Below are 25,755 nucleotides of genomic sequence, written 5' to 3'. Positions count from 1 at the left end.
GGGCACGTTTTGTGGAGAAGCGGCGGCAACGAGATCAAGCTCGATGTCAATGGTCTTGAGCCCGGCAGGGGTTCGCCGCGAAAGCAGTTTTTCCCGTCGAGCGGTAACCGGGATTATTGGCGCTGGTCGGAACGGTTCAGGGAGTACCAGCTGAATTGTTACGATGGCGACACCTATGCCGTCGTAACCATCAGCCGCTACGGAATCGGGGTGCTTGTTACCGCCACGAGCCCCGATACATGGAAATGGTAGCCTAGCGCGGCGCGGCGCTGCCCTTCGCGGCGTCGACCACGGGCCGCAGTCCCACGCCTCATCCAACTGGACCAACTCGTCCGTCACCGTCGCCAGCCTGAGAGTTGCGGGCGGACATCCCTGTCGTTGCCAAGCAGACACCCCATCCGCTCCGCGGGCTCAGACCGTCGACGCGGTGGCTATAGCTCAAATACTTCTGTCCGCTCTCGCGTGCCTTGCCATCTCTCCTAAGGGTCGGAAGGAGAACTTCTCGATATAGGTACGGAAGCTCACGCCATCGATTGGCCCCTCGATGAACCATGGCGCATCGTTCCGGTCATGGCGCACGCCGGTTTGCGTCGTTGCACTCTCGGCCGATCGCCGAGAGACTATTGGCAGGCGGGCAGCCCCTTCGGCACTGCAAGGCCCGGGCTCACAGACTCACATCTTGCAGCCAGTCGGATTGTTCAGCGACGAGTGTGATGCTTGAGATATAGGCTCTCATCACACCACTGCGCCGTGTAGATCTCGTTCCTGATGGCAAACGCTCTCGTGGGCTCAACGTCGGTCGGCAGGAGGTCCCATTGGCGCAGTAGCCAGAGCATGGCATCTGGGAGGTATTGGTCGCCGTGAGCAAAGTCCTGGGGAACATACACTCCGATGTCCGGAAGGCCGTACAGTGCCTGCGAACCGCCTTGCCCGGAGGACGATGCACCGGCTGTGGACGATGCCGCTACCGCAAATGATGGAACAGTTCCGGGGCGCACCTCCACCGGTCCCTGGTGTTCAAACCCGGGTTCCGGAATCAGCATAACGTCACCGCCGAGTAAATTATTTAAGGTCGCGACCTCGCTTCTTCCTGTCGCTGCCCACCGCGCCGAATACGATCGATCAAAGATCCTCAGATGTGTCGGCCGACACGGCCCCGGCAGGAGTCCGTGTGTGTCGAGTGCGCGGATGAGCTCGTGGGGAGCCGGTTGGCTGCCATGCTGCCAGCCCAAACCAACCAACCTTCCAAAATCGTCCTCCGACGGGCGAGCGACGAAACTCGATGACGCTTCCGAAGTACCGGCAAATGAAGATCGTCCGGTGGCTTGATCCCACGGCGGCGAAGCATCGCCGATGCCGCCCACAAACGGGGGAGGTACCTGCGACGCGCCGTGCTGCGGAGCGCTTTCGGCCGCCGCATCGTCCAGAAGCGACATGATCAGTTCTTGATCGCCCTCACCGAGGTCGAAGTCATCTAGGACGCCGAAGTCATCTCGCCATCCCGCAGCCTCCGGCGATGCGCCGTGCTGCGGAGCGCCTTCGGCCGCCGCATCGTCCAGAAACGGCTTGAACAGTTCTTGATCGCCCTTACTGAGGACGAAGTCATCCGGGAAACCGAAGTCATCTGGCCATCCCGCAGCCTCCGACGATGCGCCAGGCGCCGCCGAGCCGCCGTACGCCGAGGATGGCTCCCCACGTCTGGCAGGCGATAATGGCCGAAGCACAGCTGAGGCCGGGATAACTTGAGCACCGTGACGCGGTTCATAGCTCGTGGACACATCCGGCGCGACAACCGTGTACTGAGTGCCCGGCCCGGCGCTCGATTGCGCCGGCTCGCGGCATAATTTTCGAAGGTGCCGCAACGCAGCCGACAGATGGTTCTCATAAACGTTATAGCATTCAGCATCCTGGGTCAGCGTATTGTCGTACAGGCGGCTAGCTATCGACCCCTTCTTTTGCGCCTGGAGCCAATTACTGAATCCGCGTAGAGCACGAGCGTAGATGCGGACAGTCTCTGGTTGCACACGCAAGCCTGCCATCCTAAAATCGGAAATAAGCCTCTCATCCTCAGCACACATCGCTTTGCTGGGGCCAGCGCGGCTGCTGATAAGATGCCCGACCGGCCTCCCGGCAACGACGTTTTGAAGGCGTCTCAACGCCCGCGAAAGTAATTGCCGCGGAGAAGGCTCGAGGGTGCTCGTATAGACCTGCAAATCGGCATGCAGCTGGTGGTTCAACCGATCGGCCATTGGCTGCCTTCCAGTCTGGCGAAGCCAGACGCCGAACTTATGCGCTGCGCTTTCCAGCGTCTCCCAGTAGTGTTTTGTGACGCCTCTTTCCGCTTCCATTGCGACTCTTGAAATGAGCTCCGCATCATTTTCGAAGAGCTGTTTCTGCCGGTAAGAGGCCCTGGGTCCGGGGGTAAGACGCTCGATCGCCCTCCCGGCACTGACAGCTCGAAGGTGTTCCAACGTTACATCAAGAACTCCTCGGTCAGAATCGCTGAGCGCGGTCGTATAGGCCTGCAAATCGCCATCCAGCTGGCTCAACCGACCGGCCAGTGGCGGCCTTCCAGTCTTGCGAAGCCATCCGCTAAACTTTCGCGCGACGCGCCTCATCGATAGCACGTAACGTTCGTTGAAGCCGGGTTCCTCGGCTTGCTTTGCGAAGAGAGCAATTAGTGCCGCATCATCTTCGTAGGGGTCCGGTTCCGGCTGGGCGGAAGAGTTACCGGATGAGCCGTACTTTTGCTTTTTGGGCGGCGGACTGTCCGTCATCGTCGATCCCTCCTTCAGAACTTACTCAGCGCGCAATCAGGCAACCACCTTCCTATATCCGCCTTGGTGTGCAAATGATGATGAAGAAGACGAGACGGGGTGTGCTTACCCTGATCGCCGCCGCCCAGCTTTGGTAGGTCCGCAATTCCACGATCTGTGTGAATGTGGAGCCTGTTGATGAATGGAGCCACCCCAGCCCAGCCGGCTGAAGCGCCGGCCAGGGATCGAAGTCGTCGCCCGCGATCGTGCGGGACTGTTGCCCTATCCTGATCAAATTCACCTCCTCCCGCTTTTGGCGCTGAGGTGGAGAACTTGTTACGATCTAACTTCGGACGCGGGAGGTTGGCGTGGACCCAAACAAATTCGATCCATTCGTTCCAAAAAATTGTGATCCATTCGATCCAGGTTGGCATCAGGCGTACGCTGACACGGCGCAACATTAGGTAGGGCCGGCCACCCAAGGGGAGGTAGACCAGGTCGCGCACGAGGACTTTGAGCAGCACTTGACCGAAGAGCGCCAAGGCGGTGCTGCTCCCGTCGCAGGGGGCCCGCCGCGTTCAAACCGTTACTATCCTCATCTGTCCGATAACGACCAGAACCCCATCAGTTCGGCCCTCGAGGCCGAGGTTGTGTGCGGGAATCTAACGCGCGCACGGCTTCGCCGGTCGGGCTCTACGCCACCCGCTTGCGCGGGCGTCACCGAGCCCCGCGAGAGCGGGTCTCGGCCAACGTCAGAGGTCAAGCCCCTTTCGCCAGGAGGGTGGGATGTCCGGTTTCAGGGTAAAAGCGGCCAACCCAGGATCGAGTGTGGAGGTCTCACTTTGACCCGAAGGCGACCTGCGGTCCTCATCTTACCGTTCTCGCGCCGTGAGAAAGTGCTAACCTTCTCGTCCCACGGCGTGGTCCTTGAGGGGGTCACATGCGACGGCGCGATGTTCTTGCAGGATTGTTGGCCACGACAACGGCGAGCGCGCTGCTGGCGGCCGAGCCAACCAAGGTTTATCGCGTGGCGTACTGCGTCCACGTGACGCGCCCGAAGGCTCCTTCGCCCTTTTTCGTGAGATTGCTTGAGCGCTTGCGCCAGCTTGGCTACACCGAGGGCAAAAACCTGATCGTGGACATCTATGGCGCGGCGGATCAGCCTGAACGATATTCAGAGATCGCACACAAGGCGGTCCAATCAAAGCCCGACGTGATCATGGTGACGTGGGACAACCAGCTCATAGCGCAGGTCGCTAAAGAGACATCCACGATCCCGATTGTTGCATACATGCCATCGCTAGACGCCGGATTTGTGCGCAACCCTGCCCGGCCTGAAGGCAACATTACTGGAATTGCTGCGGACGCCGGGATTGAGATGCAAGGGAAGCACCTCGATATTCTGCGGCAGGCCGCTCCCTCTGCATCGCGTGTTGCCTATCTTTCAAACCGCTACGATTGGGAAGAGGCTTGGGGGCACTCCGTTGTCGAGGTTGGTCGGGCGTCAGGAGTATCAATTATCGGCATACCGATGGACCATTGGGTCGATGAAGAAGACTATCATCGCGCATTTGAGGCTATGGCTCAGCGGTCGGCCGAGGCGCTCATGGCTAACGGGCTCGGTGGCAATTTCACCCACCGATATCTCATCGCCGAGTTAGCGTTGAAATACCGGCTTCCGTCCATTGGTTGGTATCCGGACGTTGTCGAGAACGGCCACGGCCTCCTATCTTATACGCAAGACCTCGACAGCGATATACCTGAGCGGTGGGCTAACTCGGTGGGCCAAGTTCTCAAGGGCACGAAGATAGCGGATATCCCGGTCTCCCAACCAACGAGATTCGTCCTCTCGATCAACCTGAAAACTGCAAAAGCGCTTGGCCTCGAATTACCTGCTGGATTGATCGCCCGCGCTGACGAGGTGATCGACTAGAACCTTGCTGCAACGCATGAGTCCGGAAATGGCCCTTAGCTGCCTCTCTGTATCGCCACCCTGATGTCGGCTTTCGAAGTACGAACGGACCATGGACGAATATGGCCGCGACGCCCGCAAATGGCCCATCGCGGCCGTCCGACGCTTGCCGGCCAATATCTCATTTTGAACCCAAAAAGAGAGGTGTCTGGCGTTGGCGGCCCGCCGTTCGTCGTCACGCTCTACTCGCGGGCATACGCCCGCGACCGGAGCCGCAATGCATCTCCGCCCCTTGGGTCGCGATCATTGCCGCTTACTGCTGCTGCCTGGTCCGCGCTTCTGTTCGGAGTCGACCAAACGGTTCGCTCCATGATGGGGTCCGGCGAGGCGAGGTTGTCCAAGCTCACAGCACGTGCTGAACGCACAGGGATCGAAACGGACTAACCTTCCCCACGTCCTCGGCAGAGCAGTAGCTACGCCGGAACGATTCCTAAGCCGCGCGCGAGGCCGGTGCCTGGCCGAAGCGGAAGTCCGTACCCGCCACCCACATACGGTGCATGATGATAGCCAGCTTGCGGGCTACTGCCACGCAAGCTTTCTTCGCGCCGATGCGTTGGGCGAGCTTCACACCCAGGCCCTGAGAACTGACCACTTCTTCGCAATCCGAAGATGTGAATTTGCCGCCTCGTAAAGCGCGTGGCGCATCATTTTGTCACCGCACTTGCTGATATTGCCGGAGCGATCGATCTCGCCGGATTGATAGACGCGCGGCGTCAGTCCCTGGTACGCGGCTACAGCCCTCGAATCCTTGAAACGCGTGGGGTCGTCAATCGTCGCCTTGAAGGACAGGCTTACGATTGGACCTACGCCCGAAACAGTCATCAAACTCCTGCAGACCTCATCCTTGCGGGCCATTTGCGAGAGCTGACGGTCCAACAGGGCCTTCTCGCCCGCATGGCGTTACGCACGTCGAGCAAGGGTTCGATTGCCATTCGCAGTTCCGGTGCGTCAGCAAGCATGGCCTCGATCTTGGCCGCGAAGCGGGCGCGATGCACAAGCCCCAGCTTGAGGCCATGCACCTTTAGCAAGCCGCGAACGGTGTCTTCGATCGCCAGCATGTGATCGACAAACTTCCGACGCGCAATCAAGGTCGTTCTCAGGATATGCGAAGCCTTGCTCTTGACGTGTACCGCCGATAATGGCCAAGCCGCATCATCTCGGCAATGCCGCGCGAATCGCTACGGTCCGTCTTGTTAGGCCGGGATGAGAGAAAACGCTGAGCGTGCCGCGTCTCTATGCACACGATCTGAAAGCCGCTCTCTTGCAACGCGCCGTAGAGCCATTCTGACAAAGGGCAGGCTTCGATGCCAACCAGCGCGATTTGTTCGCGCCATGCAGTCAAGGCCTTCACGAGTGCGGTCGGTTCGCTGTCGGCTTTGCCTTCCCATACCGGCGAGCCATCTGCTTTGACGACACCAATTGACGTGGTCTTAAGCGAAACATCAAGTCCGACGAACAAAGCCATCTTGCGTCTCCCTTGCTGGGCCGAACCAGTCCCAGACCAGAGTAACGAAGGCTGGGATCAGATTACCCCAGCTCGCGCAACATAGTCAGACAGCCTGCGGCTGACTTCATTTCATTGGATGCTTCAGGGCCTGCGGCCCCCCGACCGTCAAGCCCAGGCCCCATGAAACCATGGGGCGGAAAACGGCGGCCGTGTAGTCGCTGCGCTCCGGCCCGCACCAGCCCCGCTCGTTTTCCGGGCTTTGACGGCCAACCCCCGCTCATTGGCGCTAGCCTAGTTCCGGTTGCATGCGCAACCGCCAAAAAGGACTGGCCAATGAAAACCGACGTCTACCAGAAGATCACCGATCAAATCGTGTCCGCACTTGAGAAAGGCGTGCGACCGTGGCACCAGCCATGGAAAGCCGAGCATGCCAACGGACGTATCTCGCGGCCCCTGCGCGGCAACGGTATTCCCTATCAGGGGATCAACGTTCTCGTGCTGTGGTGTGCCGCCATCGATCACGGGTACAGCGCGCCCATCTGGATGACCTTCAAGCAGGCGCTCGAACTCGGCGCGCATGTTCGCAAAGGCGAGAGCGGTACGCTTGTCGTCTACGCCAACAAGATCATTCGCAAAGAAACCGACGCCGAGACCGGCGACGAAGCCGAACGCGCCATTCCCTTCATGAAGGGTTACGCTGTGTTTAACGTTGAGCAGATTGAAGGCTTGCCGCAGCATTTCTACAGCCAGCCGGAAAAGCCGAGCGAGACTGTCGAGCGCATTGCTCACGCTGAAGCGTTCTTTGCGGCGACGGGCGCGAACATTATCCATGGCGGCAGCCGCGCCTGCTATGTGCCGTCGACTGACAACATTCATATGCCCTGCATCGAGTTCTTTTGTGATGCGATCAGTTACTATGCGACCCTCGCGCATGAATGCACGCATTGGACGAAACACGAAAAGCGCCTCAATCGCGATTTTGGTCGCAAGCGCTTTGGTGATGAAGGCTACGCGATGGAAGAATTGGTCGCAGAACTCGGAGCGGCCTTTCTCGCTGCGGATCTCGGCCTCACGCCGGAGGTGAGGGAGGATCATGCGTCCTATATTGCCTCGTGGATCAACGTTTTGAAGAACGACAAACGCGCAATCTTCACCGCATCTTCCCATGCACAGCGCGCGGCGGACTTCCTGCATGGATCGCGGCAGGAGGAGCGCGCTGCGGCTTAGGCGGAGAGGGCGTCTGCCCCTATCGAAGCCCCTGCTCACCGGCGCAGCCCAAGGCTGCGCCGGTGATGCTTGTCTGCCCGGGCGCTTGCTGGCGTGCGTACGGATCACGGTGCTGGTTCGTTTGCGGAGATGATCCATAACCCTCAGACAATTCGCTGCACCTGCGACGCCGTCGCCAAGTCGAAATCAACAAGTATTAGCCAGCCTCGCACTTGAAGCATCGCCAGACTGGTGGGCCCTTGTCTCTTTGTGGCGAAGCCAAGGTCATCACTTGCCTGCAGCGGGGGCAGATAGGGATCGAGGCTGATCGAGACATGTTGCAGTGCGTTGCACAGCTAAGCCGAAGCCGGACGAGGTGGGGGCTCGGTCGGTGACAATGATGAAGCTAATTCACTCCGGGGCTTTGACACAGGCTCACCTTGAGCCCTTTCCGCCAGCCGCTCAGCGAATTCGAACACTTGTTTGCGTTCGGCCTCATCGCGTATGTGTAGAAACGCCCGCATTAGCCGGAGCCCCTGCAATTCAAGCAAGCCGGATGAACAGTTGTCGTTCATAGTTGAAGTCCTTGCTACGATCGGCTTCTCTAGGCGTTTCCGCGCCAGATTGCAACGGTGGTTCTGGGCCGCTGCAGGTTGCAGACTGTTTCTTGTTTTGCTGCCTGATCTCAGTCAGCGATACGGAACGAACCCAATGAGTTAGCAGTTTCGCACCTAAAAGGTCCATCGTAGCTTCAAGCCCGACACATGAGAGCGCTCGGATCGGCCGTAGCGCAGCCACGCACAGTCCAATACGATTGCCTGCATGAAAGAATCAAAGACGCAGCTTGAACTCATCGGTTGTTATGACTGCGGGACGCCGGTGGCCTTTTCGGTCGTCGCTTGCCCTACATGTGGGTCGAGCGAGCCGCTCGGGCCTTATGTGCATAGTCCGCGAGAATTGAAGCTGCACCGGATTGAGGAGAAGAACGACCAGACCTTGATGAGCATGACGCTCTTGTGTTGTGGGATCGGACTCTTCCTCGGTGCGCTGATCGGAGGGATTTGGGCGGCCTTCGGCTATGGCCTGGTTGGCGCGATCATCGGGGTGCCGGCCGGCTTCATCATCAATGTGAGCCGGCGGATATTTGGCTGAGAGCCGCCGCTTCTACAATGCACGATCTTGATGATCTGGTGGTCCGACAAGCCCAAGCGCCATCTGCCATTCTGGCAAATATCGCGTCCGGTTGGCGGAGGAAAAATCGGAAGCGCCTTTGACGAGGACGGCGGGCTTGGTCCACAAACGCAAATATTCCCATAGCGCGACATCCAGAGTTCGCGTCCGAGTACGTCGCGCAGTTTCTGCGCACTGTCGTGACCTGATATTAGGACAGCCGTCCATACGGTAGTTCTACGGAATCGCCCGGGTCTCGGGATACCGCTAACGTGGCGATCTGCCGGGGCTGGCATTTCATTCCCGAACAAGATTTTAACCGGCAAGGGGCCGCTGAGAAGCGGCCCCTCAGCCTGATCGATCGCGGCAATGCAGAAGGCCGATGTGTTGGACGCGGTGGGCGCGAACAGGTGCCCAAGGCTTAAAAAGGCGCTGGGCACGCCTGCCCGTAGTCAAGCGTTTAGCGTGAATACTTTATCGGCTCGCAAACTCGATAACACTGCAAGCGAGCGCAGCACGCTTAATTCGGCGATTCCGGTTCCCAGTTGTTGGTGCGCATCAGCTTCAGCACAGAGACGCCTGCCCCGAGAGATGGAGTTGGATTGGTGTAAGTCATTTCATCGCCAACGATCTTCGCAGCGCGCCGTTGCTGCGTGCCGTCCCAATTGGGGAAGTTGCTGCCAATGATACTGAGGGTTATCGACCCATCCGAATTGAACACGTATTTGCCAAAAGTACTGATGTTTCCCGCTACCGCCTCCTTGTTCTCTTCCGCGCTGCCCGCCTCACGATTCTTGGACGCAAACTTCGTCCGGCCAGGTCGAACGATATTCGCTGAAAAGTAGCCATCCGCGGTAAAGATGAACATTCCCTGCGGGGTCGGCCCAAACGGTTCGGTGCTCTTGCCATCGGTCTCAGTGACGACCGAAACAACGGACCAGGAGCCGATGATTTGATCTTTACGCATTTCAGCGTGCGCGATCCCAGCGGCGGAAGTCGCACTGATCAGTCCAGCTAAAATCATCCTGCGATTCATAATGATCTCCTTAAAATTCTGCTGCTCATTGGTTACGACGCCGCGATGTGCGCGGCGTCGCAAGAGGGGCTAATCAGTTTGCGTCGCGGCAGTTGTCGTCGTGATGATTGCGGCCGCAAGAGCCGCGGCCTTCGGCCCGTTCGTCGTGGTCGAAGTCGGTGCCGGGCGTGAACGAAATGCCGCGCAGCGCCTCGCCAAAGCGCGCGCTATGCGCCGTGATGAAGGTTTCGCCCGAGGGCAGCGTAGTCGCGGCGATCTTGTCGGAAATCTTCACGAGCTTGTTGGGATCGGCGCCCTGATCCCCGCTACCGCTCACGGTCGAGGTGATCGCCCAGATGGTCGCCGTGCCATCGCGGTTGACGCGACCGGTGATGTTGCGCAGGCCGTCGGTCGCGGGCGCCCACGGCAGTTTGGTTGCGGCGTTGTTGCCGGTCGGATAACCCTCGACCGTGTAAGGCGCACCGAGACCAAGACCGGCCTGCAGCGTGTAGGCGAGCGTCCAGGCGCCAGTCGTGTCGTTGAACACCCACTTCTGCAATCCGGCGCCGGTTTGGGCGGCGGCGGCCGTGTAGGTGCCTGCATTGTAGGTGTTGGTGCCGTCGCCCTCGTCCGCCACGTAGAGTGTCTTGGCGTCCGCGAACCAGATGCCGAAGGGGAAGGAGGTCGCTGTTTTCGCCAGGTTAGTCGGGAACCCCTTCAGTACACACATATTGTAGGGTGTAACGCCAGCGGATTGGAGCTTGGTGGCGTCGTAGAAAATCGGCGTGGTGGGCAGCGATACTGTTGCTCTGGGCAAGCCAACGCCGTTCGGACAGGCCAGCGGCTTGCCGTTGGCGTCGAATCCCGAATTGTCGATGAAATAGACCGTGTTGATGCCGTTGCCGCCGCTGCCCTTGGTCACGTAGATCACGTTGTTGAACACGGTGAGGCCGCGGAAGTTGGTATCCTTGCCCGTTTTGTCGGCCTTCAGGGCGAGCTGGGTCACGTTGAAGCTGCCCACCGGCGTCGGCAGGCCCGGATCTGACTGCTTATCGAGCGGCACGTGCGCAGGTTTCATGACCTGAGCGCCAGCACCGATGATAACGCCGTCCGGCTGAGGATTGCTGCCGTTGCCGGCGTTGCCCGTGGTGTAATAGACCTCGGCGCCATTCATGTCGTTCAGGATCGCGGCGCGTCCATTATTGCCGCTGTAGGCGTTGGTCTTGGTGAAGCGGAAGTGCCCGTTCTCGTCGACATCGGCAATCACGCGGGAATAGTGGCGGGCACCGGATTGGTCGGATCGACCACGTCGGGCGTATTGGAATTGGAGACGTCAACCGCGCCAACCGGGGCAAGGTACCCCATGAACGACACGACGCTGCGATCGAGCGACAGGTTTAGCGCAATCTCCGACTTGGACGGAAAGCTCGTGACCATCTGGTCCTTGTTCGCGGTGACGCCGCGCTCAGTGCTGTTCGGAACCTCGAGGGATTGTACGTGATCGCCGTCGAGCCGCAGTTCGTCGAGCACGATCTTGGCGGTAATGCCGAAGGAGCCGTCGGCCAGAACGTTGTTGAACACCGTCGGATAGGTGCCATCGGCGGTTGCGGTGACGCAGTTAGGTGCTATGCAGTTTGGCGGCAGCTGGGTGATGCCGGGCGTGATGGCCGTAGCCTTGCTGTCATAGACCGTGCGGCTCAGCAGCAGATGACCCCGGTGGAAATGAACATCGCCGTTCCCTGCGCGCGCTACCGTGGAGGCAAGCGCTGTGGACGCAAGTAACACAAGCGCAAGGCTGGACTTGAGCGGACGGCCGGTCAACGGGCGCAGTGCTTGAAGGATCATTGTCTGTATCCTGATGTGAAATTTGAGCGATGCGATGGCCGCGCTAACGTCGCTGCGGCTGGCGCGCGAAATCTGCGCGCGGTCTGTTACAGGAGTGCGAACAGGGCGCGACGGTTGGTCGCGTGACGCCACTCGGACACAGTGCAAAGTGCGTGGCTATGAAGCTCGCTCTGAACACGCGAGCCGAGCAGAATGCAAGCGCCTCAGCCAAGGCTACGCCGCGTCTTGGAATCCGATGACGGTAGTCTCGAAAACTTTTTGCTGTTCAATCGCAATATTCACGACATCACAAACGAAAGATGTGAAAAGCTCTTAGTGAAGGCTTGGGATATCGCCCAAAAGATGCCTATGGCCCTGCTGACTCATCCATACGGCACGGGCGAGATGACTGCTGTAGATCTGCCAAGCACGCTGTGGATCCTGCATGGGATCGATGCGTAACACGATCCGACTGACCTCCCGCCAATCAGTGCCGTCTGCGTCGGCCACCAGCAGGTTCAGATAGGTGCCAAAGTGCTCGTAGTCATAGGGCGTCAGCATTGCATCATCAGGAGCCAGATCGGCGACGCTCGGGGCGAGTGGCTGTTTAGGCACGGGTCTCTACCCAGAGGCTGAAGGAGCAAGACGACAACATCATCGTCTGGAAATAAAGTGATTGGCTAAAGCCGAAACCGGCCTGCGCTTTGCTGGGGAGGGCGTCGCTTCAATCTCGCATCCTTGCCCTTGGTAGGAACGAAATTTAGAGAAATTCCGGCCGAGCGCCAGATTGTAGTTGGTACGAATCGGACGGAGAGCGTCCGTGAGTGGCTTTCATAGAAATGATCTACCGAACATAACGCTGCTCGCCGGTAGATTTGCGTCGACTTCTTGTGCCTTGCCGAGGATTTTCTGCGTTGACTTGCATTCAGGCGACCGCGTTAGACGATGAGACTTTTGCAAACGCTCACCATGCTCGCGCGAAAAGGACCGCGAGCGGACAAGTTTCTCGTGCTTCCATGATACGCACGCTAACCATCAGCCGATTTAGAACTGTCGCAATTCACGGTGCGCCGCGACTCACCTTCAACGTTTACAGCGAATTAATCCACGCCGCATTTGATGCGCCCCGGGGCAGAGAACTTGCATCCAGGGGACGCATGATGAGTGGTGCCAAGAAGCAAGCCGCAAATATCGACGTACGAATGTTCGAGGACGTGCCCATCCTGCGGCGCAAGTGGCAGGCTGCGCTCAGACCCGGCGAAGACCTTGCGCGCTACGAAGACGTGATGCTGGGCGGCCTTGGGCGGCTTGCCGACCATATGATGCTGCTCAAGCGCGACCACGGCGCATTCGCCGTCTCGCGGACCGGCCGCTATGCGCAGAAGTGGCTGGGCGATGAGGGCTGGGACGTTCCGATGGAGGCCCTGCCGCCGGATTGCGCCACCGCTCTGACCGAGGCGGCGGGCAATGCGATTGCCAATAGCCGGCCTTACCTCGCCACCGCCCACTCGATGCGCGACGGCATGATGCGAACCTACGACGTGCTGGCGCTGCCGACATTCTCGCGCTGGGGCGGCACGCTCGTCGGTGCCTACGTCAACCAGCGCGGCGCACAATACAACCTGCTCGATGCGATCTTTTCAACGACAGATGATGGCGTAATCGCACTCTCAACCATTCGTGACGCAACGAGCAGTCCGTTTGATTTTCAGATCGTGCATCACAAGCAGGCAGCAGAAAAACTGCTCAATGTCGCGGAGCGAAGCTTGCAGCGGCAACGTCTGAGCACCTCTGATCATCCGCTCGGATCGGAAGCGGTGATCGCGCAGTTGAAAGCTGCGGTCTCGAAGAACGAGGGTTACCAATTTGAGATCGAAAGCGATGATCGCAGCTTGCGGCTGGGAGTGACGGTCTTCGCGGACATCGTGTCGGTCGTTATTTCTGATGTTACTCCCTTGAAGCGCCGCGAGGCCTCGTTTCGGCTGTTGTTTGACAGCAATCCAATCCCGATGTGGGTACTCGATCTCGAGACGATGGCGTTTCTGAAGGTCAACGACGCAGCCGTGCAGCACTACGGCTATCCCCGAAAGACCTTCTTGCAAATGAAAGCCCACGAGATCTGGCCAAAGGACGAGTGGGCGAGCTACACATGCGCGCTGCGGAATATCGACAAGACCGGCCAGTCCGACCGACACTGGCGCCATGTGAAAGCAGATGGCGGTGAGATCTGTGTTCTTACCTACGGGCGGCGGCTCATGGTCGACAAGCGGGAGGGTTATCTGGTGGCGGTCGCCGACATTACCGAACGCCGCAAGGCCGAAGCCCGCATCGCTCATATGGCCAACCACGATGGGTTGACCAACCTGGCCAACCGCGCTCTGCACCAAGCGCGGCTACGCGACGCGCTCCAAACCAGCCATGCGCTGGGCGAGCGCGTCGCGGTTCTTTGTATAGACCTCGATCTCTTCAAGAGCGTCAACGACTCCTTTGGCCATCCTACGGGCGATCGCCTGCTCAAGGAGGTGGCCGACCGGCTGCGTTCGCAGATGCGCGGCAACGATCTCGCGGCACGATTAGGCGGCGACGAATTTGCCGTCATGCGGGCTGCTGACACTTCGCCAGTGGACGCGAGCGATTGCGCGGCACGGCTGATCAGCGCCTTGAGCGCGCCCTACGAGATCGACGGCAATCAAATCGTCATCGGCGCTTCCATTGGCATCGCGCTGTCGCCAGGCGATGGCACCAGCGACGAGGAACTGATGCGCAATGCCGATATGGCGCTGTATCGCGCCAAGGACGATGGCCGCGGCGTTTATCGTTTTTTCGAGCGCGAGATGGATCGTCAGGCCCAACAACGTAGAGAAATGGAGTCTGACCTGCGCCGCGCCCTCGCCAATGGCGAGTTCGAGCTGCACTACCAGCCCGTAGTCGATATCGCGAGCGACACTATCTCGGGTTTCGAGGCGCTGTTGCGCTGGCGCCATCCGGACAAGGGCATGATCTCGCCGGCCGAGTTCATCCCGGTGGCGGAAGATATCGGGCTAATCGGTCCGCTCGGCGAGTGGGTGCTGCGCGAAGGCTGCAACGAGGCGGTGAACTGGCCTTCCGAGGTCAGGATCGCCGTCAACTTGTCGCCCGTGCAATTCCGCGGCCGCAACCTGGTGCAGATCGTGATTTCGGCGCTAGCCAATTCGGGCTTGCCGCCCAAGCGGCTCGAGCTGGAAATCACCGAATCGGTGTTCCTGGCCGAGACCGAGGCCAACATCGCGATCTTGCACCAACTACGTGAACTCGGCGTCTCCATATCCTTGGACGATTTCGGCACCGGCTATTCGAGCCTGAGCTACTTGCGTAGGTTTCCGTTCGATAAGATCAAGATCGACCGGTCGTTCGTGAAGGATCTCGCCAAACGTACGGACTGCGTTGCCATTGTGCGCGCGATTTCGGGTCTCGGGCGCAGCCTCAACATTACCACGACTGCCGAAGGGGTGGAGACAACCGACCAACTCGATTGGCTCCGTGCCGAGGGTTGTAACGAGGTGCAAGGGTTCCTCTTTAGCGCCGCGCGGCCAGCCGCGGAGATCGAACAGCTGTTGCTTCGTTTTGGCGCGCGGGAATCCAGGGCGGCGTAAAGTTGTATTCCTGACAACTCGGTTCGTCAGATGGAGCTGTCTCCATCTGCAAGCGAGGACGTGTGAACGAGTCCTCGGCCGTTCGGTAGATCCGGGCAAGACGCTTCATCATTTGGCGACTATGACGTGTCGGAGCTTGCCCATATTGGAAGTAGGCCTAGTCCAGAGGTCGCAGGATATGCTTTGATGCGCGCGACGAAATGGAGCGCGTGGTCCTTCGATGTACATGGTCCTTCGCAAGTACACCAACGTTCGCTCGGTTGCGGATGCCGCTCGCCGCGCGAAGAGCGGCATCGGCCAGATCCTAAGGGAGTCGCACGGATTCAAGTCGTATTACGTTCTCGATGGAGGCGAGGGCGTCTGTGTTGCGGTGATGACATTCGAGGATCGTGAAAGCGCCATTGCCGCGAACAAAAGAGTCTTGGAATTTGTTCAAGCAAGCCTGCATGATCTTCATCTCGGAGACCCAGAAATCATCACCGGTGATGTGTTGGTGATGATCAAAACTGATGCGTAGATACACGTGAAGGCTGCGCGAGGTATCCGGCGCGACCGGCTAGCTTCAATCGAGTGCTGCTTCGAGCCCTTTGAGCTCCGTATCATTGCCGCAGTCCTTGAGTATGTTCGGAAAGTTCGCTTGCATTCGCCCGGACAGCACCCACCCTAAAGGGGGGACGATCGGTGCTTCGCCATTCTCCGAGACCTCGCACATAGCCAAATGGGCAAAATGTGGTTCCGCGCCCGGCCGAGCCGGCATAGACTGGATGGTCGCTTCAGCCTCCTGTGACTTTGTCGTCCGCAGGAGCAGGTTGAATCCTGCCGGCTGGGATTTCGCTCCGTGCCGCAGGGCATCCCGCTCTGCACACACCGAGGCCGCCAATTCAGCTGCGGCCAAGGTGCCATGAGAATCACGGACCGCTGTAACGCCCTGAAGAGGTGCGGCGAGTTCATTCAGATAAGATACGACCCATCCCTCTCCGTCATTCTTCTCCCAGCGACGGGTGTCCAGGTTCCAGCCGCTGTCCTTGAATGGCAGGAATTTTGCCGCGGCTGTCGATCCAACTGCAGGAGCGGAAGTAGTGAGGACGCAACCCAAGACGTCGTCTTCACGGATCCTAACCCGAGTACGTTCCTTTGTGAGCGTCGGATCGCTACTGATCTGCAGAACAACGAGTTTTACGGCGCCATTGCCGTTCTCTTTTTCGATCCACCGGCGGGCGTCGCGGGCTAGCTCCAACGCAGTCACAGCACCATAGTTCTCAAAATATCCACCATCGATCACATAGCCGCGGTTCGTCTCACCGAAAAGGAAACCGTTTCCTCCTTTCGGTTCGAGCTTGCCCGCCGGCGAAACGTACGTGAACCTGGCGCTGTTGTGGGCCACTGTGCTCGCGCGCATATCTGAACCAACGAGATCGAGTTCGTCGAAACTATCCAGAAAAACATCACGCTCGATCTTCAGATTGCTCGCGATGATCCGACGACCCGTCTCCTGGTGAGTAGCGTTGAGGAGTAGCGAAGGTGTCCAGCGTTCGCTCGCCGAATTTGCGTCAGGAAAGAAGCTAAGAAACGAATGGGCAAGGTAGCCGCTGCTGCTGTTCTCCAGCGAAAGCTCGAGGGCTGTGCCGCGATCGTTCTGACCGAGGTCCGGCAGAAAGTTTGATGGGCCGTCGACGAAGACCAGGCTGGCAATGGACGCTGCAAGGAAGTCCGTTTGCAGAAACGCCGTAGGTACGGCATGGCTGCCTGAGGCGGCTCGATCGTGTAGAGCAGCCACATATTCCATCGCGCCCACGCTTCCACCGGAAACGCCGCTAATCGCGAAGATGAGATTCTCGAGTTTCTCTCCGCGTGCCTTGAGATCGACCTCCAGGCGCTCAAGAACGGTCGCCGTCCAGTAGGCCGCTCTGATGCCGCCGCCGGCGGTGGCAACAACGATCATCGGCACCGGCTTGCCCAGATGAGCCGGGTTACTGGCGTATGAGGCAGCCGCCTGCTTGTACCAGGCCTGCGCAGCTTGCCGTACGGTCGGTCGGTCACTGGGCGTTTTGATTGGCGACCACGCCTTCAGCGGCGGCGCGGCCGAGCAGACCTCAACCGTGCATAGCCGCACGCGATGGAAATCTCTCAGCACGGAGTTGAGGGCCGCGAGCACAAGGAGGAAGGCTATTGCCGATGCTGCCGCTCGCACGCGCTCAACGGCCCTGCTCGCATCAATGAAACAGCTAGCCAGCAGCCCAAACAGATTGAGGACCGCAAGAGACGCGGCGAAGCCGAAAAGACAGACGTTCAGCGATCCAAGCAAGGTGCCCACGCCGGTCGGAGAATACCAGATCGCTGTGCCGACGCTGAAAGCGATCGCTGCAAGGCCGATCGTGAACCCGGCATGGCTCGAAAGAGCGGCAGAGAAGGTGTTGCGCTCAATACTGACGAAGACCAGGAACATGCATGCGGACGCAGAGATCCACAGGGTGCCGGGTAGAAGGCCTTCAGCTAACGCGTCGAAGTAACTCGCGAAAGCCAGGCACGCGATGAGCGCACACGCGCACAGGGGCATGAGGATTCTCAGCCACCTTGCGAATTCTATCGTTCTTTGGGAGCGCCCCGGTCTCCGAGAAATCATCGAATAGTCGAACGCCCAGACCGAAGCGGTAACGAGGGCAATGACGATCGGCGCGGTGAAGACGAGAAGGTCCGATAGCTTGGCGACTGACGAACTTCCCCTCGTAAAGGAAGTCAGCCCCCAGGCGGCGAGGGCGAGGCTCATCGCCGCAAAGAAATGCGCGCAGACCCCGAGCAGCCGTGGTGGCCAGAACAGCCAACGCTCGGCACCAGTCGGCTGGGGAAACGCATAGTTGAGGCCCAATCGCGCCGAATGCCAGTTGTTGACGGCCCAGTAGACGAGGACCCAGAACAGCAGAAAGAGTCTCCCCTGGCCTTCGCCGAGCAGACCCACTCCGAGGTCGCGACCCTGTCCCTCGTAGAACAGAAGAATGCCCGCCAATGTCGTAACTGTGACTGGTAGCCACATGGCCAGCAGCACCTTGACGAGTTCGCGAAGATACATCGCGAGCCGAAAAAAGAGGATGCATAGTCCCACAAGGGCGATCCAACCCACGATATTTATGACCCAGACCGGTCCGAACGCAGCACGCAAGAGAAGATAGACCAATGTCACGAGGGCGACCGAGCCGCCCAGAGGATCCAGGTTCAGTCGATTCATCCTAAGCTCTCCCGGCATTCAACGAGACGGTTGTACGCATCAGGCCTGTCCAGAGGTGACTACAAAGCAGCCCGTTACAGCGGATAAGGCTCGATTCAGCAGTGATGAAAAGCGAGACGGTCTATTTCTTTAGCGAAACGCACGATCCAAATAGGCGTCGACGCGTGCCTGAGCGACAGCGTCGAGCGCGCTCTGCTCGTTGGCCGAACGCACATTGGCTCTTTGGAGGGCAGACCGTCCTGCCAATCCCGGCACAACGATCGCCGCCGCGGTTTGTCGTACGACCGTTCCCTTCGGAGCATCCAACGACAAGCCAATGATCAGTGAGTGCTTATCTACCCTCGACCCGAAGGCGCCGAGGCTCGCGGCGCTTGCGAGACCCAGGTGGTTGCCTGCAGGAGCAACAATAACGTGCGGGGTCGCCGATCCCGCAAGGGTCGTCGTAAACGTCAGGGTATCGGCAAATACCGTCGCGCTCGTCTTGTCCGGCGACAGGTTTCTGATTTCATTCAGGTCGAAGAAAGTCGAGATTAATTCATCGATGCCGATCTTGCCCGCGATCGGGTATGCATAGTTTGAAGTTTTGTAGTCCGGATCGCATTTCATCTGACCGTTTTGCAAGAGGTCTTCAGCCGTTTCGCTGACGACGAAGTGCCTGAGATTCTCTCGCCTGAAATCGCCGCTCGCGGACAAACCAAGACCTGCCGTACCGTTTGTGAACAACTTCACGGGGTCGACAGCGGCGGACGCCCCATTATCTTCCGTAATGTCGAACGAAAAATCGTAAGCAATGCCAGTCTTGATATATCGGTCATAGATGGCGCGCTCACGCCCGTTCAAGCGTGCTCTCAGAGTCAGGGGCCATGGTTTTCCGTGGATCGCGTCAAGTTCATCGATCAGGGGATTGGTCGGATCTTCTTTGCGGAAAAGTGCGGTTGCCTTGTCCTGGATGGCAAGCCGGCTTTCGCAACGAATATATTGCACGAGATCAGGCGTTCGCACTCCGGTGACATCTTGCTGGACCGGATGAATTGCACAGCCTGCCAATGCAGCGGCCATCGAGATTGTGGATAGCTTCCCTCCCATCGGCTTCCCAAAGCCTTTGAGGAAGTCGATCGAGCAGACGTCAAGCAACCGGTGCCAAACAGAAGCCATGTGGACCCCAAAAGTGATCTTCAAGAATGCAAGTAGGCAGATACGAATTTACGGGCAGTCGAAGTGCAGGCTTGCAAAAAGAGGATGATGTTGAAGGACGTGCGTCCCAACCATCAACCGGCGGCGCCGCTATAACAGGTGAGTTCGGAGTTAATCGACGAGGAGACTATGAGCCCTCTGCTTATTTGCAATCTGGGGCGGTGTGGGCGAGGGACAAATATTCAACCCGTGGCTGAACGGCAACATCGAAGGACTGATGCCGCAATCGGAGTGCAGTCGCAGCCCTGATTTCGCAAACTCATTAGAACTTAGCATGCATGAAAGCGTGCGGAGTAACCCACCGGGTCTCTGCAGGACATATTTGCGCGCGCAGTTTCTCGTCGTTACTTTTCCAAAAACGCATTTTCTCCGCGCGATCCGATGTCAATAATCCTTGAAATAAGTTCGGCTCGATCGACGATAGCGCTTAGTGATTCCTCTTCTTGCCTTCACGAGCGCGGGCAAGCGTCGGCACGCTATCGTCGTCAATGACGCTTCGTCCATTATCTGAAGGCCTATGATCTATCAAAACGATGTATTCGCCGGCACGGGGGCGAGATTGTGGATTGTGGCCTGACATCGAAGTGTAAGCATATTGCACTAGTGATGGCGGCAGTGTTTTCCTCAATAGGAGATTGTCTCATGAGCCGACTTCAAGTGGGAGCAATGCAAGATCTCTTTGCCGTTTGGCCGGACAACATTGAGCTTCATTCTGGATCGGCTGGGTAGCTCGATCTCGCTGTTAATCTTTGCCGTAGTTTTAGCGAGGGCAGCTGCGGGACCGTCCGCGGTGGCTCGATGCAACAGTTGTCGGCGATGAGATTACGCGCATCGCCGCTTCGGGCTAGGCGTTTGAATATTGGGGGAGATATTGATGTCGACGAGCAATTATGTGGGCCAACCGAAAAATCTCTGGATTCTATTTAAGGTGATTGCAGCAGCGTTGACGGTGGCCGTGGGTTCGGGATTCGCAATGGTGTCGGCGCAAACGGCGTCAAAGCCGCTTTCGGCCAACGACGTGTCGATCCTGTTTCCGCCGCCGAAGACTGCCGCTGATCTGACCAATCTAATCGCGCTGTCGGATCTCGCTGGGCCGACGGGATCGCCGCACCGGCTTTGGTCGGATGAAGATTTTGCGCACTTTGTCGCCAACGCGGAAAACCCTGAACGTTCCGGGGCGCCAGATTCCGGCGTGCATCGAATTCGCCTGCCTGACGACGTGAAGAAGATCGAAGCCTGGTTCATTGCCGGTATTCGGATCGATCCAGGTGCCCCTGGCCTGTCACAGGAGATCGTGGCGCAGTTCGGCCGGCAACCGCAAATCCGCCTCATCATTCAGCCGGTGACGAACGGACCGGAAGGGTTCAAGGTTCATGACACCGCGGGGCATCTGATTTTCAGTTTCAGTCTCCCACCGGATCCGCCACTCGACGGTTGCGCGCCGTTTCCGCGATCGAAACCGGATGACGACGCCTTCAAGGCCGTCATTCGCGACGTCGCAGCCTTGCGCGATCAACTGGCGGCCGGGAAATTCGGCGGGACCAGGGTTGCGACCACGGGCGACATGGGAGTGCATCCCGGTCTGTTGGGAGCCTCAGCAAAGCCGTTTCGGGATGCGCTGAAGGCCCTGCTGGAAAAGCATCTCTCGCCGCAGCGCCTCAACACCATGGCGGTGATGGGTCTCGACCCACCTGAGCCGTGGATATTCGTGTCGATGCTGAAAGTGCCGGAGCTGGGCTTCATACCGGTGCCCGGTCCGACGCTTGATGGCCTGCACGCCGCCCAGATGTTTAGCATAATCGGTGGAAAGCACGTCGTGCCGCAGCCATCGACGAACAATCAGAACCCCATTACCTGCCGTCACGCCGCCCTGCAGAATCCTGCCCTGCCGATAGCCGATCGCAAGGGCGTGTCGACATCCGCCTTCATCGACGGGAACGTGGCAGACAAACGTGTCCTTGAGATCGTCAATATCATCGCCGATCCGAAGCAAAGCCATTTCTTCAATACCGACTGCGTGAGCTGCCACACCGAAACCGCTCAGCCGTTGACAAAGAACGTGAAGAATTTCGTGGTGCCTGGCGTCGCCAGGACCGTGCTGCCAAAGGAAAACTGGAACGTCCGCAATTTCGGTTGGTTCCCGTCGTTTTTGCAGGGTGGCCCGGCAGCTGCGACGATCACGCGTCGTGCCGCTGCTGAGACGGCCGATGTGGTTTCCTTCATCAACAGCCAGTTGCTCAACAAATAGCGCAGGCGGCTTTGCCGGAGGTGAGCTTGCCGGCGAAGGCCTGAACAAGGGGATCCGAATGGGCTGGTTGCTTGGGCGGTTACGGTCGATTTTCTGCGGGCTTTGGTGCTGGGCGAAACGCTGGCCTCACGTGGCGGCGCTACCGGTCGCGATAGTTGCGATCGGTGTCACCGGGATCGGCTTGGCGTATTTCGTGCCCGACAAGCTCCGGAACATCGCCCTCAAGATCGGGGGCGCGACAAGCATCGTGGCCCAGGTACTGCCCGCAACGCTTCCGGAGCCGTCCAAAATAGAACAGGCTTATTGGCTGCCGCAGAACTGGACCTGGCAGAAGCGCTATTGGTTTCACCATACGTCGCAGGGGACCACGACGATCCCCGTTCCGTATGAATGGTTCCTGGCGCTGGAAAGGCCGGAGCTGTCGCTGTCGCACCACAGCCTGCGTGATGATGACTATCTCCGTCGCCTCGGATTTATCCCGAGCCCCAGTTCAAAAGGTTTTGCCGGCGACGCTCCCCGCTACGGCTATCACGGTGAGGAGCCAAAGGCCGACCCCGCCCAACTCGATTGGCAACCTGGTCTGCCGGACAATCCAGATGGATTGCCGGTGGGTTTCGCAAGGCTGCGGAACGCCGTCGATCCGACGACCGGCGAGCAGGACACCGCCGATCAACTTGGGCTGACCTGCGCCGCCTGTCACACCGGCCATCTTGAATACAAGAACGTCAGCATCAGGTTCGATGGCGGACCGTCGATGGTCAACCTCGGCGAGGTCGAGCGCGCGATCGGGCTGTCGATCGGCTATACGCTCAAGATACCGGGACGGTTCAGCCGCTTCGCCAGCCGACTGGAAGAAATCCAAGGCCACCCGGTCGATCGCAGCAAGCTCAGAGACGATCTGCAGCATACGCTCGATGGCATCTTTGCCCAGAAGGAGCTCGAAACCCAGTTCCTCGCAGATCAAAAAGCCGATCACCTCGATGAAGGTTTTGGCCGGCTCGATGCGCTCAACCGCATCGGCAACCAGGTCTTCTTCACCAACTTCCTCGACAAGAAGAGCGGGGCACTCCCGGATCCCGCCCTTGCGGGCAATCTCGCGCGCCACGATGCGCCGGTGAGTTTTCCGCCGATCTGGGACACGCCCTATTTCCTTTGGGCGCAGTACGATGCCTCAGTCTTCAACGAACTGGTCCGCAACGCCGGCGAGGCGCTGGGCGTCAGTGCCCGGATCAACATGACAACGGCCGCGCCCGGCCGGCCGCTGTTCGGCTCTTCGGTTAAAATGGAGAATCTCGTCCGGTTTGAAGAAGCGCTACGCGGTACCGATCCCTTCAAGGCGAGCGGTGGTGCGACAAAATTCAACGGCCTTCTCGCGCCGAAGTGGACGGATGCGCATGCGAAGTTTCCGGGCGACGCCGCGTGGGCGATCGACGCCAAGCTGGTCAAGAAGGGACGCGATCTCTACCGCGCGCATTGCTTCGAATGCCATCGTGGCCCGGTCGACGACGCAGAGTTCGACCAGAAATACCCGAACGATTCATTCTGGAAGGCAGAAAATCCGGACCGCGCCGCCAAGAATGAGAAGAACTGGATCGCGATCGGCGACCGGCACTATTTCAACGGGGTGCAGGTGCCGTTGAGTGTAGTCGGCACCGACCGCCAGCAATCCCGGGTCCTTATCGAACGCCGGGTCCACCTGCCGGCATCGCTTGGCCTTGCCCCTATCGATGATTTGAACAAGACCGGGGGCTGCGGCCTGCTGCATGAAGAGGTTTCGGACGTGCCCTTCGTGTTGGCTCTGATGGACGTGGTCGGCAAGAGCATCGAGCAATGGTACATCGCCAACGGTACGTCCGAGGAACTGAAACGGCAGATGTCGGGTCCGAGGCAGAACTGCCAGAATCCGCGTGTATTTGTTGCTGCGCGCGCGAGCAGCAACGGAAAGGACAGGGAAGTGCTTGCCGCCGCACCGCATTACGTTGCGCGCCCGCTCGACGGCGTTTGGGCGACGGCGCCCTATCTGCATAACGGCTCTGTCCCGACGTTACGCGACATGCTGTTGCCTCAGGACAGGCGGCCGAGGTCGTTCTGTGTCGGCAGCCGCGAGTTCGATCCTGTCAATGTTGGCCTCGCTACCAAGGCAGGCAAGGATGACGCCTGTGCGGCTGGCCTGACGGACTTCGACGTGTCGAGGCTCGGTAATAGCAACCGCGGGCACTCGTTCGAGGGTAAGGAGACCGACATTGCGAAGCTGCCGTCCGGTGTCATCGGTCCGGAATTGACCGACGACGAACGGCGATCGTTGATCGAATATCTGAAAACGCTGTGAGGCAGTACGCGTCAGCGCCGCCTTGCGGGAGCCAGCGAGTAGCAGATTTGCCGTCGGCACCCCTACACCAACGAGCTCGACATCAGCTTGCGGTAGTTGATGCTATCGGTCTTGCTCCAGAAAAAGCTCTTAGTATGCGCCACCTCTGTCTTTTACCAAGTGATCAAGAAGCCTGATTGCCGCCACCAATGCACTCAGTCATGCCATTCCAGAGTCTGCTGATCCATAGTGGGGCAGTGCCGGCATTGCGCTACGGAGGGCCAACTGCACTCCGCAAGAGGGAAACTTTCGATAACCCTCCTGTTGCAACGCGCGCGCCCGGTGTCCGATGTGCGACGAAGTGTGAAGATGCGGACAGGCAGCTTGGGGCGACCACGTTGTAGTTCAAAGGGGGTTCTTCTTTGGCACGACTAATGCTCGGGTTCGTCGGCGACGCGCCTACGGATTGAGAAATGAGCAAAGTCTGCATATGCCCCGCCGCCTCCGACAATTGGCTATAGGCGCGGCCGTCGCCGCCCTGGCCTGCATCGGTCTCGCTTCGGGGGCTGACGCGGTCCGTCTGCGCTATCCTCTTGCGCCCGTCGTGCCGAGGAACGATCGGTACGGGGCCACGCGAGTTGACGATCCTTACCAGTGGCTAGAGGCCGACCTTCAAACCTCGCCCCCGGTGCGCAACTGGGTCGAGGCGGAGAACCGTCTGACGAAGAGCTATCTTGCAAGGGTGCCTGAGCGCCGTGCGATCCACCGCAGACTCGAAGCGCTCCTCAATATCGAGACGGTGAGCCGGCCGGTGCGCCGGGACAGCGGCGAATTCTTCTTCCGTAGGGGCTCCGGTGACCAACAGGCCGCGCTCTGGGTCGTCCGGGGCAACGGTGCAAAACCCGTGAAGCTCATTGACCCGTCCTCGTGGAGAAAGGACGGGACTAGCGCGATCGCTGACGTCGCTTATGAGCGGACTGGCCGGCTCGTGGCCTATGCCGTCCATGACGCAGGCTCCGACTGGCGCACTTGGCGCGTTATCGACACTGCGACCGGCAAAGTGTTCGCCGACGAGGTGCGCTGGAATAAGTTCGGTACGCTCGCCTGGGACTACGCTGGTCGGGGCTTCTACTACACGCGCTTCCCCAAGCCGCCGAAGGACCACGAGTTCCGCGCCCAGAACGCCGGCGAGCAACTCTATTACCACCGGCTCGGCGAACCTCAGGCCAAAGATCGGCTCGTTTATGAGAATAAGGCCAACCCTGACCACATGTTCATCGGATCAGTCTCTGCCGACGGCCGCTTGCTCATCGTCAACTCAGGGTTCGAAGGTGGTGGGGCGACGCTACTCTTCGAAGACCTGACTCGGCCGAAGGACGGATTCAAACCGATCTTCATTGGGAAGCAGGACCAGCTCGCCAGTAATCGGTTCGTGGCTGTCCAGGGTGCGGTGTTCTACGTGTTGACCAACGAAGGCGCGCCCAACCGCCGTCTGGTCGCCTTCGACCTCGGCCGCCTGGGCGACCCGCCACGCATCATCATCCCGGAGACCACAGATCCCCTGCTCGCGGTCACNTGCGGCGGGGAGCGGTTCTTTGCGCACTACTTGCATCACGGGAAGTCGCGGGTTCGTGTCTTCCGTGAAGACGGGGCGCAGGACGGCGAGGTCAGCTTGCCTGGTCCCGGCCTAGCGCGCGGCTTCGCCGGGCTTGAGGACGCGTCTACAGTCTACTTCGAGTACACGAGCTTCGCGACGCCCT

Annotated in this window: 18 protein-coding genes and 1 pseudogene; 9 read left to right on the top strand and 10 right to left on the bottom strand. The window is 59.2% G+C overall.

What is annotated here, in order from left to right; genetic code table 11:
• Nucleotides 1-252: hypothetical protein (locus YUU_RS60895; protein ID WP_027527503.1), on the top strand; the 252-nt coding region annotated here is incomplete at its 5' end.
• Nucleotides 253-698: 446 nt separating this feature from the next.
• Here the strand turns inward: YUU_RS60895 and YUU_RS0141445 are convergent.
• Together YUU_RS0141445 and YUU_RS59540 are read right to left on the bottom strand one after the other, a co-directional pair.
• On the bottom strand, nt 699-2,777 hold the full coding sequence (locus YUU_RS0141445) for a hypothetical protein (RefSeq protein ID WP_027527502.1): 2,079 nt from the start codon (nt 2,775-2,777) through the stop codon (nt 699-701).
• Nucleotides 2,778-2,791: 14 nt separating this feature from the next.
• Nucleotides 2,792-3,298 carry a hypothetical protein gene (locus YUU_RS59540; protein ID WP_156944820.1) on the bottom strand — a complete coding sequence of 169 codons (507 nt, stop codon included), beginning with the start codon at nt 3,296-3,298 and terminating at the stop codon, nt 2,792-2,794.
• Between the two features lie 398 nt (nt 3,299-3,696).
• Here YUU_RS59540 and YUU_RS0141440 point away from each other — a divergent pair, with 398 nt between their 5' ends.
• The gene (locus tag YUU_RS0141440) at nt 3,697-4,689 is read left to right on the top strand and encodes an ABC transporter substrate-binding protein (protein WP_084801849.1); all 993 of its coding nucleotides are present in this window, start codon (nt 3,697-3,699) and stop codon (nt 4,687-4,689) included.
• Nucleotides 4,690-5,292: 603 nt separating this feature from the next.
• Here YUU_RS0141440 and YUU_RS57600 read toward each other — a convergent pair.
• Together YUU_RS57600 and YUU_RS57595 are read right to left on the bottom strand one after the other, a co-directional pair.
• Entirely contained in the window at nt 5,293-5,604 is a 312-nt protein-coding gene (locus tag YUU_RS57600) for a transposase (protein ID WP_156944819.1), read from the bottom strand.
• 220 nt (nt 5,605-5,824) lie between these two features.
• Nucleotides 5,825-6,193 carry an IS110 family transposase gene (locus tag YUU_RS57595; RefSeq protein ID WP_027527497.1) on the bottom strand — a complete coding sequence of 123 codons (369 nt, stop codon included), beginning with the start codon at nt 6,191-6,193 and terminating at the stop codon, nt 5,825-5,827.
• A gap of 315 nt (nt 6,194-6,508) precedes the next feature.
• Between YUU_RS57595 and YUU_RS0141415 the strand changes: the two genes are divergently transcribed.
• Both YUU_RS0141415 and YUU_RS59535 read left to right on the top strand, forming a co-directional pair.
• Entirely contained in the window at nt 6,509-7,402 is an 894-nt protein-coding gene (locus tag YUU_RS0141415; RefSeq protein ID WP_027527496.1) for an ArdC family protein, read from the top strand.
• A gap of 801 nt (nt 7,403-8,203) precedes the next feature.
• Complete coding sequence (locus tag YUU_RS59535) at nt 8,204-8,533, top strand: hypothetical protein (protein WP_156944818.1); 330 nt, start codon at nt 8,204-8,206, stop codon at nt 8,531-8,533.
• A gap of 538 nt (nt 8,534-9,071) precedes the next feature.
• On the opposite strand, the gene YUU_RS0141405 is transcribed toward YUU_RS59535, so the two are convergent.
• From YUU_RS0141405 to YUU_RS0141395, 4 genes are all read right to left on the bottom strand, one after another.
• Nucleotides 9,072-9,587, bottom strand: coding sequence for a lipocalin-like domain-containing protein (locus YUU_RS0141405; RefSeq protein WP_027527494.1), 516 nt, complete (start codon nt 9,585-9,587; stop codon nt 9,072-9,074).
• Nucleotides 9,588-9,660: 73 nt separating this feature from the next.
• Nucleotides 9,661-10,833 (bottom strand): hypothetical protein, encoded by a 1,173-nt coding sequence (locus YUU_RS60630; RefSeq protein WP_051390178.1) that lies wholly within the window; start codon nt 10,831-10,833, stop codon nt 9,661-9,663.
• Nucleotides 10,830-11,411 (bottom strand): hypothetical protein, encoded by a 582-nt coding sequence (locus tag YUU_RS60625; protein ID WP_051390177.1) that lies wholly within the window; start codon nt 11,409-11,411, stop codon nt 10,830-10,832. Before YUU_RS60625 ends, YUU_RS60630 begins: the two co-directional genes overlap by 4 nt.
• Nucleotides 11,412-11,723: 312 nt before the next feature.
• A complete protein-coding gene (locus tag YUU_RS0141395; protein WP_051390176.1) occupies nt 11,724-11,951 on the bottom strand; it encodes a hypothetical protein in 228 nt (75 codons plus the stop codon).
• A 599-nt stretch (nt 11,952-12,550) separates the two neighbouring features.
• Between YUU_RS0141395 and YUU_RS0141390 the strand changes: the two genes are divergently transcribed.
• Nucleotides 12,551-15,022, top strand: coding sequence for a bifunctional diguanylate cyclase/phosphodiesterase (locus YUU_RS0141390; protein ID WP_027527492.1), 2,472 nt, complete (start codon nt 12,551-12,553; stop codon nt 15,020-15,022).
• A 220-nt stretch (nt 15,023-15,242) separates the two neighbouring features.
• On the top strand, nt 15,243-15,539 hold the full coding sequence (locus YUU_RS0141385; protein ID WP_027527491.1) for a hypothetical protein: 297 nt from the start codon (nt 15,243-15,245) through the stop codon (nt 15,537-15,539).
• A gap of 45 nt (nt 15,540-15,584) precedes the next feature.
• Here the strand turns inward: YUU_RS0141385 and YUU_RS0141380 are convergent, their stop codons facing one another.
• The gene (locus YUU_RS0141380; RefSeq protein WP_027527490.1) at nt 15,585-18,245 is read right to left on the bottom strand and encodes a hypothetical protein; all 2,661 of its coding nucleotides are present in this window, start codon (nt 18,243-18,245) and stop codon (nt 15,585-15,587) included.
• 129 nt (nt 18,246-18,374) lie between these two features.
• A complete protein-coding gene (locus YUU_RS0141375; protein WP_156944816.1) occupies nt 18,375-19,400 on the bottom strand; it encodes a hypothetical protein in 1,026 nt (341 codons plus the stop codon).
• A 913-nt stretch (nt 19,401-20,313) separates the two neighbouring features.
• Here YUU_RS0141375 and YUU_RS0141370 point away from each other — a divergent pair.
• The 3 genes and pseudogenes from YUU_RS0141370 to YUU_RS0141360 form a co-directional block, all read left to right on the top strand.
• Nucleotides 20,314-21,687 (top strand): hypothetical protein, encoded by a 1,374-nt coding sequence (locus YUU_RS0141370; protein ID WP_245288270.1) that lies wholly within the window; start codon nt 20,314-20,316, stop codon nt 21,685-21,687.
• Nucleotides 21,688-21,817: 130 nt separating this feature from the next.
• A complete protein-coding gene (locus YUU_RS0141365; RefSeq protein WP_027527487.1) occupies nt 21,818-24,016 on the top strand; it encodes a di-heme-cytochrome C peroxidase in 2,199 nt (732 codons plus the stop codon).
• Between the two features lie 469 nt (nt 24,017-24,485).
• Nucleotides 24,486-25,755: pseudogene (locus YUU_RS0141360) on the top strand (hypothetical protein); the annotation flags it as partial.

It is taken from the genome of Bradyrhizobium sp. Ec3.3 (assembly GCF_000472925.1).
In the GTDB taxonomy this organism is placed as follows: Bacteria; Pseudomonadota; Alphaproteobacteria; order Rhizobiales; family Xanthobacteraceae; genus Bradyrhizobium.
Note: the sequence above shows the minus strand (reverse complement) of the source record. Positions and strands in the feature narration are given on the sequence as shown.

Excerpts from the sequence above, each read along its gene's own strand:
- YUU_RS60625 (WP_051390177.1), bottom strand. The coding sequence starts at position 11,411 with ATGATCCTTCAAGCACTGCGCCCGTTGACCGGCCGTCCGCTCAAGTCC.
- YUU_RS57595 (WP_027527497.1), bottom strand. The coding sequence starts at position 6,193 with ATGGCTTTGTTCGTCGGACTTGATGTTTCGCTTAAGACCACGTCAATT.
- YUU_RS0141370 (WP_245288270.1), top strand. The coding sequence starts at position 20,314 with ATGTCGACGAGCAATTATGTGGGCCAACCGAAAAATCTCTGGATTCTA.
- YUU_RS0141445 (WP_027527502.1), bottom strand. The coding sequence starts at position 2,777 with ATGACGGACAGTCCGCCGCCCAAAAAGCAAAAGTACGGCTCATCCGGT.
- YUU_RS0141385 (WP_027527491.1), top strand. The coding sequence starts at position 15,243 with ATGTACATGGTCCTTCGCAAGTACACCAACGTTCGCTCGGTTGCGGAT.
- YUU_RS0141405 (WP_027527494.1), bottom strand. The coding sequence starts at position 9,587 with ATGAATCGCAGGATGATTTTAGCTGGACTGATCAGTGCGACTTCCGCC.
- YUU_RS0141415 (WP_027527496.1), top strand. The coding sequence starts at position 6,509 with ATGAAAACCGACGTCTACCAGAAGATCACCGATCAAATCGTGTCCGCA.
- YUU_RS0141380 (WP_027527490.1), bottom strand. The coding sequence starts at position 18,245 with ATGAATCGACTGAACCTGGATCCTCTGGGCGGCTCGGTCGCCCTCGTG.
- YUU_RS0141390 (WP_027527492.1), top strand. The coding sequence starts at position 12,551 with ATGAGTGGTGCCAAGAAGCAAGCCGCAAATATCGACGTACGAATGTTC.
- YUU_RS0141395 (WP_051390176.1), bottom strand. The coding sequence starts at position 11,951 with ATGCTGACGCCCTATGACTACGAGCACTTTGGCACCTATCTGAACCTG.
- YUU_RS59535 (WP_156944818.1), top strand. The coding sequence starts at position 8,204 with ATGAAAGAATCAAAGACGCAGCTTGAACTCATCGGTTGTTATGACTGC.
- YUU_RS0141375 (WP_156944816.1), bottom strand. The coding sequence starts at position 19,400 with ATGGCTTCTGTTTGGCACCGGTTGCTTGACGTCTGCTCGATCGACTTC.
- YUU_RS0141440 (WP_084801849.1), top strand. The coding sequence starts at position 3,697 with ATGCGACGGCGCGATGTTCTTGCAGGATTGTTGGCCACGACAACGGCG.